This window comes from Paenibacillus alba (assembly GCF_013204855.1).
GTDB lineage: Bacteria > Bacillota > Bacilli > Paenibacillales > NBRC-103111 > Paenibacillus_E > Paenibacillus_E alba.
This window is the reverse complement of sequence record NZ_JABMKZ010000009.1, coordinates 151,542-163,507: the sequence shown is the minus strand read 5'-3', so window position 1 is coordinate 163,507 and position 11,966 is coordinate 151,542. Positions and strand designations below refer to the sequence as shown.

The 11,966-nt window shown below is 50.1% G+C and carries 10 protein-coding genes; all 10 read right to left on the bottom strand.

All coding sequences use genetic code 11. The features are described from left to right. Positions 1–89 precede the first annotated feature (89 nt). Positions 90–1,106 carry a Gfo/Idh/MocA family protein gene (locus HQN90_RS14615; RefSeq protein ID WP_173219722.1) on the bottom strand — a complete coding sequence of 339 codons (1,017 nt, stop codon included), beginning with the start codon at positions 1,104–1,106 and terminating at the stop codon, positions 90–92. Positions 1,107–1,128: 22 nt separating this feature from the next. Beyond that, complete coding sequence (locus HQN90_RS14610; protein WP_173219719.1) at positions 1,129–2,208, bottom strand: Gfo/Idh/MocA family protein; 1,080 nt, start codon at positions 2,206–2,208, stop codon at positions 1,129–1,131. A 119-nt stretch (positions 2,209–2,327) separates the two neighbouring features. Then, positions 2,328–4,004: an extracellular solute-binding protein gene (locus tag HQN90_RS14605; RefSeq protein WP_246362373.1), complete on the bottom strand. Its 1,677-nt coding sequence runs from the start codon at positions 4,002–4,004 to the stop codon at positions 2,328–2,330. Between the two features lie 109 nt (positions 4,005–4,113). Next, entirely contained in the window at positions 4,114–4,986 is an 873-nt protein-coding gene (locus HQN90_RS14600; RefSeq protein WP_173219713.1) for a carbohydrate ABC transporter permease, read from the bottom strand. Positions 4,987–5,006: 20 nt separating this feature from the next. Beyond that, positions 5,007–5,861, bottom strand: a complete 855-nt coding sequence (locus HQN90_RS14595) for an ABC transporter permease (protein WP_246362398.1) — start codon at positions 5,859–5,861, stop codon at positions 5,007–5,009. Between the two features lie 789 nt (positions 5,862–6,650). Beyond that, positions 6,651–7,670 carry a LacI family DNA-binding transcriptional regulator gene (locus HQN90_RS14590; protein WP_173219707.1) on the bottom strand — a complete coding sequence of 340 codons (1,020 nt, stop codon included), beginning with the start codon at positions 7,668–7,670 and terminating at the stop codon, positions 6,651–6,653. A gap of 76 nt (positions 7,671–7,746) precedes the next feature. Continuing rightward, positions 7,747–8,565: a 5-deoxy-glucuronate isomerase gene (iolB, locus tag HQN90_RS14585; RefSeq protein ID WP_173219703.1), complete on the bottom strand. Its 819-nt coding sequence runs from the start codon at positions 8,563–8,565 to the stop codon at positions 7,747–7,749. An 18-nt stretch (positions 8,566–8,583) separates the two neighbouring features. Beyond that, positions 8,584–9,621 (bottom strand): inositol 2-dehydrogenase, encoded by a 1,038-nt coding sequence (gene iolG, locus HQN90_RS14580; RefSeq protein WP_173219699.1) that lies wholly within the window; start codon positions 9,619–9,621, stop codon positions 8,584–8,586. After that, a complete protein-coding gene (gene fba / locus HQN90_RS14575) occupies positions 9,618–10,496 on the bottom strand; it encodes a class II fructose-1,6-bisphosphate aldolase (protein ID WP_079414223.1) in 879 nt (292 codons plus the stop codon). Before fba ends, iolG begins: the two co-directional genes overlap by 4 nt. 20 nt (positions 10,497–10,516) lie before the next feature. Then, positions 10,517–11,962: a CoA-acylating methylmalonate-semialdehyde dehydrogenase gene (locus tag HQN90_RS14570; protein WP_173219696.1), complete on the bottom strand. Its 1,446-nt coding sequence runs from the start codon at positions 11,960–11,962 to the stop codon at positions 10,517–10,519. Between the last annotated feature and the right edge of the window lie 4 nt (positions 11,963–11,966).

Below are 11,966 nucleotides of genomic sequence, written 5' to 3'. Positions count from 1 at the left end.
TTAAGCTTCATCCAACGTCCAAAAACAGAAAAAACCAGACAGCCCATGCCAACCTGCAGGGGATGAACTGGCCTTTTCGCAAGAGATCGTTACTCTGAAAGGTCACTCAGCCGATAGGCCGTACCGGATCGGGCCGACAAATTGGAAGCTTCCATTAAACGGGTTAAATCACGTGCCAGCTCAATATTCTCTGCTGCCTTCGTCCCAGCCTGAATATGAGATACCCATTGCTCAAAAGCGGAAGCAGTCGGAGCTGCCGCATCCGCCACTTCCTGCCATCCGCTTGTTCCACCAAGCTTTGCACTGCGAGCAACCAATTTGTTATCGCTTCTGTCGTACATAATGCTGCCTTCCGTGCCCTGCACCTCGATGTTGAATTGCGAATAGCTGTTCACGAACCCAGCTTCAACGATTCCCAAAGCTCCACTGGCGTAATGCAAAATCGTCACAGCGCTATCCTCCACCTCGCGCCCTGTGATATAGCCATATCCAGCGCTTACGCTTTCGGGCAGTCCCAGAAACAACCTCGTCAAATACATCGGGTGGCAGCCGAGATCGATCATCGCGCCGCCTCCGCTCTCTTGCCGCTCGAAAAAGTGAGCAGGCAACGAGCCCTGCGGATTCGCTTCTGTCGGCAGCGCTCCGTTATGGGCAAGTCGTATGCGAACTGTCGTTACTACACCCAGTGCTCCTTCATGAATGAGGCGTTGGGCAGCCTGTGTAAAACCTGTGTAGAGACGCGGTAGCGAAACCATAAGCTTAATCCCGGCTGCTTCTACAGCTGCCAGAATTTCGTTGCATTCTTTCGTTGTAACCGCAACGACCTTCTCTGTGAAAATATGCTTGCCTGCCTCCGCTGCGGCGATCATCACCTCGCGATGCTGCGTAGTTGGCGTAACGACAATGACGGCATCCAGATCCGGTTTTGCCAAAAGGGCCGACAAATCTTCATAGAACGGAACCCCGAGTTCCTCTGCCTTCTGGCGTCCTCTTTCCGAGCTTTCATCCCATACAGCGATAATTTCCGTATCAGGGTGCTCGGCGGCCATACGCGCATAATCCTTGGCATGAACATGCCAATAGCTTAAGATGGCGACTTTTATCATGTGGACAGCCTCTTCCCTCTGTTTAGTCAAAATAGACCGCTTTCCCCGTCCGATTCGATTCATAGATCGCTTCCAGAATCTCCGACACGACACACGATTGTTCCGGTGTTACGACAGGCTCTCTGTCGTGAATAACGGCTTCAATCCATAGACGGATTTCCTTATCCTGCATGCTTTCTTTTTTACCTTCGTAAAAGTCTGCGCCCTTCGCTTCGAATTGCAGCTGATTCATATACAACCGGCTATGGTTTTCACCGTTGATGCGCAAGCCATCCTGCATATCTGCGCCGCCTTCCGTACCGCAAAGCGTGCATTTCGCTTCTTTCGTATCGAGTGTATTTAATGCCCAGCTCGCTTCCACCATAATGGTTGCGCCATTTTTCATGACAATCATGGCAAATGCTGAATCTTCTACTTTGAATTTCTTCGGGTCCCACGGCCCCCAGGAATTGGCGGCATTTTCTTTGCGGGAAAGCTTATGATAAGCAGTGCCCAGCACTACCTTAGGTTCATAGTTATTCATCATCCACAGCGTCAAATCGAGGGCATGTGTGCCAATATCAATCAGCGGGCCTCCGCCTTGCTTCTCTTCATCCAGAAAAACACCCCAAGTAGGCACGCCACGTCTGCGAACCGCATGTGCTTTGGCGAAATAAATCTCGCCCAGATCACCATCCGCAATAATTTGCTTCAAATACTGACTGTCAGCGCGAAAGCGATTGTTGTAACCAATCGTCAATTTTTTCCCCGTACGCTTAGCAGCTTCCACCATGCGACGAGCGTCCGCAGCTGTCTTCGCCATCGGTTTCTCGCACATGACATGCTTGCCTGCTTCCAAAGCGGCAATCGAAATTTCTGCATGTGAAACGTTAGGCGTGCAAATATGTACGACTTCAATAGAAGAATCATCCAGCAGCTCCGAGTAGCTGCCGTATACCTTTGCATTAGGCGCACCGTACTTGGCAGCCGCTTCCTGAGCTCGTTCGAGTGAGATATCATAAAATCCGACAATCGCCACTTGCTCTATTTTGTGCAAACTGGGCAAATGTTTCCCTAAGGCAATACCACCACAGCCAATAATGGCTACGTTTAGCTTACTCATTCCCGTTTCCTCCCAAGCTGAAATGACTGTGACAACGATGCCGAACCGTCAAGGGAAATCCGTCCAACTAACGGTGTAACGGACCTCCCCACCCTGCCCTGTCTCGCTAACCCTATAAATTACTTCACTTGCTCCATTTGCTGTTTCGCGATAGCGAGCACATCTTTGGCAAGGAATGCTTTATCTTTGTTTTCTTGGTACCATTTGTTCATGAAATCTTCGAGCTGCTTGCCGCCTGCTTTGTCCCATGCTGCCTGGGAATCCTTAATTGCTTGTTCAGGACTGTATTTGCTTCCGCTAATAATCGCTTTAACGAAGAGATCGCCTTTTTCCTTCAAAATGGTCGTATTGATAATTTGCAGATCAGCGTTGTACACCGGCATATGTTCCCCAACCGTGAGACCGGGATACTCTCTTTGCGGGTCAAAGTACACTTTTTGAATCTCTTTATACATATCCATGGCAGCCTTTTGCTCAGGCACCTCCGCATTAAAGCCGCTTAGGACAAAGCTGCATTTATCTTGACCCGATGAGTAGAACATTTCGTAGTCGCCCGCATAGCCAACTTCATTTTTGGATTTAGCTGGATCAATCGCTTGTGGACAGCCATTGGCTGCTTTCTTCCAGTGCGTTCCTTCATCGCCATTGATCACTTTCAAAGCGGTTTCCGGCTTCATCATAAAATCAAGATAACGGCCTACAGCTTCAGGATCTTTGGCCTTGGCATTGATGACAGTCGTCATTTGAACCGGATTGTCGATCGCCCCTGTGAACGTACCTACCGGTGATTTGGGATAACCTAATGGCGCAATATCCGCTGTCGGAACATTTTTCTTCAAAGTTGGAAGGTCGTTCATCATGAAATCGTACCAACCTCCGGTAAATTTCACATAAATCCCGATTTTGCCATTCAGGAAGTCTTGCTTCGCTTTGGCGCCATCTTTGTCATTAATATAATCCTTGTCGATGATCCCATCGTCGTAGAGTTTCTTTTTGAAAGTAAGCGATGCAAGCTCATTGTCCCACTGACGAATAACTTTGCCATCCTTCACGCCCCAAGCCAATAAGTCCTTCGAAGAGCCTTCACCGAAGATTTCATTAATTGCTTGCTCGGAATACGTACTCATATTCAAGCCATACGTATCTTTCTTTCCGTTGCCATCCGGATCATTTTCCGCAAAAGCCTTCGCTACCGCCATCAATTCATCTGTCGTTGTAGGCATCGAAAGATTCAGCTTCTTCAACCAGTCGGTTCGAACCAGCAGGAGATGAGCAGGCACAGCTTCTTTTACTTTGCCAATTTCGTACAGCTTGCCGTCCGGCTTCGTTCCTGCCTTTTTGAGCTGCGGGTATTGTGTCAGCAATTTTTGATATTCAGGCATGTATTTTAAAATGTCATCAATCGGGAGCAGCTGCTTTTGATCATACAAACTGCCACGGAACGGCGTATTATACTCACTGACGATGTCCGGCGCCGAACCGGAAGCAAAAAGCACATTTAATTTCTTCGTTGAATCGCTGCGGAGAATCGGCACATACTTCACATTTTCCGGTCCATTCTGGTTGATCCATTTGGTCCAGCGATTTTCTTCGTACGATCCTTCTGAGGCTGGAACCGCACCACGATCATACATCGTTGCCGTGACATCGCCACGTTTGGCCGCACTTGATTTGGCTGATGCCGCTGCAGTTGCAGGCGTTGTTGTTTCCTTCTTGTCGCTGCTGCACCCCACCAATGTTGCCCCTAATGCTACGAACCCTACTGTTACACCCAACCACATTTTCTTGTTCGTCATTCGCATTTCCCCCAATTCATTTATTGTGAAGTTTTGTTAAACGGGAACACCTTATTAGGCAGACCTTTCAGAAGATCAACTGCGTCAGCCATTAACAGATTGAATATCATTAACCCTTCACAGACCCCAGCATGACGCCCTTCACAAAATACTTTTGGAGGAAGGGATACACAACCAGCATCGGAACGACCATAATTACAACGCCGACAGCCTTAACCATCTCTGTTGCTACTGCGGCTTGCTCCTCGTTATTCAAAGATGGCGAATTCAGAAGATCGTTTTTTTGCAGCATCGCCTGAACGATAACCGTCAAATTCTGCAAGCTGCTTTTATTAATGTACATCAGCACGTTCATGAAGGAATTCCAATAACTAATCCCATAGAACAGCGCTAATGTCGCCAGCATAGGGAGTGACAATGGCAGGATAATGCGGATCAGAAGCGATGTATCGCTGCATCCGTCAATGCGGGCTGCTTCCTGCACCTCATAGGGAATATTCTCAAAATAGCTGCGCATCAGAAGCATATTATACGTACTGATGAATCCCGTAAGCCAGATTGCCCAATAGGAATCAATCAAAGACATTTGCTTCACAATGAGGTAGGTTGGGATTAATCCCCCCGAGAACAGCATCGTAAACACCATAGCCAATACGAGATAGCGACGCCCTATCAGATAAGATCTTGATAAGGGATACGCTGCCAGAATAGTGCCGAGCAAGCTTAACACAACGCCGACCAGTGTAATGACAATGCTATTGCGAAAGGCTTGGAAAGCCGGGCTCGATATAAAAAAGATTTTATAGGCAGTAAACTGTATACCAACCGGCCAGAAAAAGACATGACCCGAGTCAACTGCCGATCGTTCGCTAAGCGATAAGGCCACGATATGAATAAACGGCATCAGGCACGTTAAAGCGATAACCGCGAGCAGTACATAGTTAATGGCATAAAAGATCTGTTCTCCCCGTGATATTTTCATGGGCTCCTCCTTTTTGGCTTCTAGAATAATGCTTGGTCAAATTTACGGGCAATCTGATTCGCAATCAAAACAAGACTACAGCTAATGACCGATTCGAAAAGCCCCATCGCCGTCGTTAAGCTGAACTGCGAGCTGCCCAATCCTATTTTATAAATATACGTACTAATCACCTCAGACACGTCAGCTACAGCCGAATTCTGCAAGTTGTACACTTGGTCAAAGCCAACCTCCATCACACGCCCCATCGCTAGAATCAGCAGTAAAATAATCGTGTGCCGAATACCCGGCAGCGTAATGTGCCAAATTTGCCGCCACTTCGTAGCGCCATCCATACAGGCCGATTCATAAAGCGAAGGATCAATCGTTGTCAGCGCAGCGAGATAAATGATCGTACTGAATCCCATTTCCTTCCATACACCAGACCCAACAAAAATCGCAATCCAAGAATGAGATTCATACAAAAAGGTGATCGGTTCCATATGCAAGAGCTTGAGCACTTTATTGATAGACCCGTAATCCGTCGCGAATAAGGATAAAACGATACCGGAAACGATGACCCAGGAGAAGAAATGAGGCAAGTAAACAATCGTTTGCACCCATTTTTTAAACCAGGACTTGCGAACTTCATTAAGCAAAACAGCCAAAATGATCGGCACCGGGAAACCCACTAGCAAGCTAAGCAAGCTGAGCCAGAACGTGTTCCATATAATTTGCAGCGTACTTGCGCTGGAAAACAAGAGCTTGAAATACTTCATCCCAACCCATGGACTGTGCCAGATGCCATCTGCGAAGTTGTAATTCTTGAAAGCGATCACAAGACCGCCCATCGGCCAATATTTGAACAAAATATAATAGGCGATCACGGGGATCAGCATGATAAACAAAGGAATATTTTGTTTCAGCAATCTTCTTCTTCGTATTAGCGCAGCTTCTCTAAGCCGCTGTACATCAAGGGTGACAGGAGTTTTCTCTAACCTGCTGCTCATCACTGCATCGCTCCTTCTTTGGTATACCCTAATTATAGAAGGTACTGCCGATAGATCCCTTAAAAAATTATAGATAAAACTATAATTTCATTGGTTTTGGTGGGGGGCTTCGGCAGGGGCGCAGTGCCGGACCACTTTAAGGCTGAATTTCAGCCTCTCAGACACCAATTAGGGAGAATCCTTGCCTTTCTCCTTCTGTAAGGCTGTTTTTCAGCCTTATGGAGATCCTTTCCAACTTTCCCTCCACTTTAGGGCTGAATTTCAGCCTTACAGCCACCAATTAGGGAGAATCCTCACCTTTCTCCTTCTGTAAGGCTGTTTTTCAGCCTTATGGAGATCATCTCCAGCTTTCCCGCCACTTTAGGGCTGAATTTCAGCCTCTCAGACACCAATTAGGGAGAATCCTTGCCTTTCTCCTTCTGTAAGGCTGTTTTTCAGCCTTATGGAGATCCTCTCCAACTTTCCCGCCACTTTAAGGCTGTTTTTCAGCCTTACAGCGGGGGCTTGCGCCTCGGCCGCGGGCATAGCGCCGAATTTCAGCCTTATAGCAGCTGGATCGCTGCTGCTGTAAGGCTTTTCTCAGAAGCAGGATCGGCTGCTGCTACAGCTGCCCCCTCATTATTGAAAAAAGAACTGTCCCCAAGTAGAATATTCTACTTGTGAGACAGTTCTTTTCAATTAATGCATGTCACCCGGTGATGCCGTGGATTGACGGATCATCAGCTCCGGGCGCAGCACAACGCGTTGTTTTAGTTTCGATTCTTTTTTCAGCTCCTGAATCAGCAGGTCGACGACCTTCTTCCCCATCGGCTCAATCGGCTGAGCGACCGTCGTGAGCGGCGGGTCCGTCACCGAAGCCAGAATCGTGTTGTCGAAGCCAATCACCGATAGCTGCTCCGGTACCTTCAAGCCCAGCTGCTTCGCAGCCTGCAAAGCCCCGATAGCCAGCATATCGTTGCAGCAGAACAGGGCAGTCGGCCGAACGGCAGCCGACTCTTCCAGCAGCGCAATCGCCTGCCGCTTCCCATCTTCCACCGTGTAGTGGCAGTTGCGCACACCGCTGTCCGGCAGTACAACACCCGCTTCCTCCAACGTGTTCCTGAACCCGCGCACCCTCTCACGGCTGCTGATAACTTTGGCATGCTCCGCCAGAATAGCTATGCGCGTATGCCCCAAGTCCAGCAAATGCTTGGCCGCCAACGCGCCGCCAACGCAATCGTCCACAACAACGGTATGCACGCCGATGTCCGGCATTTCTCTGGCGATCATCGCAATCGGGATCCCTTGCTTCATTAGAGGCGTCAGCATCTCCTTGTTGTCCATCCCGGTCCCGATGATCATGCCGTCAATGCTTTTCTGCTGAAGCAGGTTCAGGTAGCGCTCGACCCGTTCGTCCTTATTGTCTGTGCTGCAAATGACCAAGCTATAGCCCAAATGATGCCCTTGATCCTCCACCGCCCGCGCAATTTCCGCGAAAAAAGGATTCGATATATCCGGCACAAGCAGTCCCAAAGTAAATGTCTTCTTGCCGGTTAAAGCCGAAGCGATCACACTTGGCTGATAATTGAGCCGCTCCATCGTTTTGAGAATTTCCGCGCGCCGTTCTTCGCTGATTTTCCCTTTGCCGTTCATCACCTGCGACACCGCTGCAATCGAAACCCCAGCCTCGCGGGCGACATCATAAATTGTTGCCTTCATCCTATGACCCCATTTTTCCCGAAGAATACTTGTTTGTCTTCTATTATGCAGGGGCACAAGGGAAGTTGCAAACGGCCTACTCCTCCACTGGCTTCGCCATTAGCCAAGCATGCTCAGGATCATTATGGAACTTCCAGGTACGCGATGGGCCTGCCATCACATTCAGATAGTAGACATCATAGCCGGGAGGAGCACAAACCGGATGATAGCCTCGCGGTACCAGAACAGCTTCCCCATCCTTCACCAGCAGCGTTTCATCCAGAGAACGATCATCCGTATACACACGTTGGATCGCAAAACCATGTCCGGGATCGACGCGATAATAATACGTTTCCTCGAGAAAAGACTCCTGCGGAAGCGCATCCCGATCATGTTTGTGCGGCGGGTAGCTCGACCAATGCCCATTCGGTGTAAAAACCTCAACGACAAGCAAGCTGTCGGCTGGTTCATTTTCCGGTAAAATATTATGAATTTGCCGCTCGATATTCCCGTAACCGCGGGTTTCAACCCCCACATGGCTAGGTTCAATCAAGCGCGCAGGATAACCGCCAGCACCGGGAGCGCTGCAAATCGCCAGCTCCACAGCTGTTTTGGCAGCAACTTCATACTGATCATCACTTGGGACATAGACCGAAAACGGCGGAATTTTCTCAAAAACGTTCATCCGCTCTCCGATGTCACTCCAGCTTGCTTCCTTAGTTTGCACGTCCGCTTTACCGCTCAGCAGCACTAAGCAAACCTCCTGCTCGCCCGTAACACGGCTCAGAGATTGCCCCGCCGCAAGCCGTACAATTTCAAAACCGACATAGTTCCAGCCCCCGGATTCCGGCGTTATTTTCAAAATGCTGCCCTCAACATGAGGATGTTCCAAAGGTTTCACAATCAGATTAGGCATATCCCGCAACTCCTCCCCTCAAAGCGCATTCTGCTGCAACAAAGCCAAAGCTTCGGACACTTTCACCGGACGACCCAACCTGGAAGATAGCTTGGCAGCAAGTGCAATCCGCTCCGCCTGCATCCCATCATGACCGTTCACAGGTACAGCCTTATCGTTCAACAGACAATCAATAAAGATCTGTGTCTCTTCCATATAAGCAGCTTGATAGCGCTCGAGGAAAAAATGCAGCGGTTTCTCGCTCACAATCGCATCTGCGGTGCTGACCACAGCCGTATTCGGATGATCGTTGGCAACAGCCACGCTGCCTTTGGACCCGAACACTTCAACACGCTGATCATAGCCATAGACGGCTTGACGGCTATTGTCGATGACGCCAAGCGCGCCATTCTCGAAGCGCAGCGTGACTATCGCCGTATCCACATCCCCATGCTCAGCAAAAACCGGATTAATCAGCACATTGCCCTGCGCATACACCTCTTCAACCTCGCTGCCAGCTACAAATCTAGCCATATCGAAATCATGAATCATCATATCCATGAAAATGCCGCCCGACACCTTAATATAATCCTCATGCGGCGGATTCGGGTCACGGGAAGTAATTTTGATAATATGCGGGTTCCCGATCGTCCCTTCTTGGACAACCTCGCGAACACGCTTAAAATTATGGTCAAAACGACGGTTGAAGCCGATTTGCAGCTTCACGCCGGCTTTGTTCACAGCAGCAATCGCCGCTTCCGTTTGCGTAATATCCATGCTGATCGGCTTTTCGCAAAAGATGTGTTTGCCTGCTTCAGCCGCTTGCTGGATTAACGGCACATGTGTGTCGGTCGACGAGCAGATGAAAATAGCATCAATCTCTGGATGCTCGATCAATTCCTTGCTGTCCTTCGTAACTAGGCCAATTTGGCGCGCTGCCGCCCAAGCCTCTAGCTCAGGACCGGCAAATAAATCACTCACCGCCACAATGTTCACTTGCGGCAGTCGCAGCAAATTGTCTGCGTGGATTTTGCCGATTCGCCCTGCACCGATGATTCCGATTTGAATAGTTTTCATGATAAACTCCTTCCGGCTTTGCCTGCGCTGCCGAACAATTGAATTTTGGCTCTTACGGATGCCCCAATCGCTTCCCGCGCGGGGATTAAATAATTCCGCGGGTCATAGGCCTCCGGATGTTCATTCAAAAACGATCTTATGGCGGCTGTACAGGCAATTTGATTGTCTGTGTTCACATTAATTTTGGCTGTTCCGCAGGCAATAGCCTGACGAATTTCTTCATCCGGCAAGCCGCTTCCGCCATGAAGCACGAGCGGAAGACCCGTCACTTGGCGGATTTCAGCCATCCGTTCGAAGCCCAGCTTGGGCTGTCCCCGATAAGGACCATGCACGGAACCAAGCGCTGGCGCCAAGCAATCGATGCCTGTTTCCTGCACTAAACGCACGCAATCCGCCGTGACCGCATACATGCCTTCGGCTTCATCGACGACCAAATCATCCTCGCGTCCGGTAATCCGGCCCAGCTCAGATTCAACGGAAACGCCGAGAACATGAGCAGCTTGTGTCACTTGGCGGGTAACTTCGATGTTATGTTCGAGCGAATGATGCGAAGCATCAATCATAACGGAAGTAAAACCCGCGTGAATCGCCCGGATGCACACCTCATAACTGCTTCCATGGTCTAGATGGAGCGCGACAGGCACCGTAATGCCGTAATGCTCCATCAACGATTTCACCATACCCGCGATGCAAGGCAGCCCGCCCATATAAGGAATGTAAGCCTCGCTGACGCCAAGAATGACGGGCGCTTGCTCCGCCTCGGCAGCCAGCAGAATCGCTTGCGTGAATTCCAGATTGTTTAAATTAAACTGTCCAACCGCATATTGACCGGCTAGCGCCTGATGCAGCATCTCTTTCATCGAAACAAGTCGCATGAGATTCTTCCTTTCTGGGCCTACCAGCGGGCTGTGACCATTTTTTTGCGTGTATAGAATTCAACGCCATCCGTCCCATTCGCGTGCAAATCACCGTAGAACGACTTTTTCCAGCCGGAAAAAGGGAAGAACGCCATCGGTGCAGGAACGCCGAGATTGACGCCCAGCATACCCGCATCAATCGTTTCGCGGAATTGGCGGACATGGCTGCCATCTCGCGTGAACAGGCAGGCCCCATTGGCGAATTCCGAGCGATTGGATAACGCAATCGCTTCTTCCAGCGTTGCCACCCGAACGATGGAAAGCACAGGCGCAAAAATTTCGTCCTCCCAAATTTTCATGCCGCACTCCACGTCATCAAAAATAGTCGGACCTACGAAATACCCCTTCTCGTCGGATGCCTTATCCTTGCGTCCGTCGCGAATCAGAATCGCGCCTTCTTTTTCGCCGATCTCGATATATTTCAAGGTCCGTTCTCTATGCTGGTCGCGAATGACCGGCCCCAAGAACACGCCCTCGTCTGCGCCATTGCCCATCGTGATGCGGTTAGCCGCCTCCGTTAGCTTGCTGACAAGTGTGTCAGCCACATCGCCGACGGCTACGACAACCGAGCAGGCCATGCAGCGCTCGCCCGCTGAACCAAAAGCCGCGTTGACGATTTCCTTCACCGCGATATCCAGATCCGCATCCGGCATCACAATCGAGTGATTTTTGGCGCCGGCTAAGGCTTGCACCCGCTTGCCATGGGCTGAAGCGGTTTTGTAAATGTATTCGGCTACCGGTTGGGAGCCAACGAATGAAATCGCTTTGACTTCAGGATGCTCCAGAAGTCCGTTCACGACATCGTGCGCGCCATGAACGATGTTCAGCACGCCGTCCGGAAGACCGGCTTGTTGGAACAGCTCCGCCAAACGGTTAGCCAAGTGCGGCGTGCGCTCCGACGGTTTCAGCACGAAGGTGTTGCCGCAGGCAATCGCCAGCGGGAACATCCAGCAGGGCACCATCATCGGGAAGTTAAACGGTGTAATACCACCGATGACCCCGATCGGATAGCGGTACATGCCGGATTCCAGATTCGATGCGATATCGGGCAACTGTTTACCCATCATCAGCGTTGGCGCTCCTGCCGCGAATTCGACGCACTCGATGCCGCGCAGCACTTCGCCGTACGCTTCGGTGTAGCTTTTGCCATTTTCACGCGTCACGATCCGCGCAAGCTCTTCCCAGTTGTCGACCAGCAGCTGCTGATATTTGAACAAAATGCGAGCCCGACGCGGCACCGGCGTGCGGCTCCAGGACTGGAACGCCTCTTGGGAGTTGCGAACGGCTTGATCAACTTCCTCCTTCGTAGAAATGGGAATGTAAGCAAGAATTTCTTCCGTTGCAGGGTTGTATACGGGTTCTGTTTGTGTGGATGCGGAAGCGATCCATTCGCCGCCGATCCAATTTTTCAAAGTTTCTGTCATCGTG

Bases quoted from the DNA above. Each gene is read 5' to 3' on its own strand.
- HQN90_RS14615 (WP_173219722.1), bottom strand. From the start codon at position 1,106: ATGATAAAAGTCGCCATCTTAAGCTATTGGCATGTTCATGCCAAGGAT.
- HQN90_RS14610 (WP_173219719.1), bottom strand. From the start codon at position 2,208: ATGAGTAAGCTAAACGTAGCCATTATTGGCTGTGGTGGTATTGCCTTA.
- HQN90_RS14605 (WP_246362373.1), bottom strand. From the start codon at position 4,004: ATGACGAACAAGAAAATGTGGTTGGGTGTAACAGTAGGGTTCGTAGCA.
- HQN90_RS14600 (WP_173219713.1), bottom strand. From the start codon at position 4,986: ATGAAAATATCACGGGGAGAACAGATCTTTTATGCCATTAACTATGTA.
- HQN90_RS14595 (WP_246362398.1), bottom strand. From the start codon at position 5,861: ATGCTGATCCCCGTGATCGCCTATTATATTTTGTTCAAATATTGGCCG.
- HQN90_RS14590 (WP_173219707.1), bottom strand. From the start codon at position 7,670: ATGAAGGCAACAATTTATGATGTCGCCCGCGAGGCTGGGGTTTCGATT.
- iolB (WP_173219703.1), bottom strand. From the start codon at position 8,565: ATGCCTAATCTGATTGTGAAACCTTTGGAACATCCTCATGTTGAGGGC.
- iolG (WP_173219699.1), bottom strand. From the start codon at position 9,621: ATGAAAACTATTCAAATCGGAATCATCGGTGCAGGGCGAATCGGCAAA.
- fba (WP_079414223.1), bottom strand. From the start codon at position 10,496: ATGCGACTTGTTTCGATGAAAGAGATGCTGCATCAGGCGCTAGCCGGT.
- HQN90_RS14570 (WP_173219696.1), bottom strand. From the start codon at position 11,962: ATGACAGAAACTTTGAAAAATTGGATCGGCGGCGAATGGATCGCTTCC.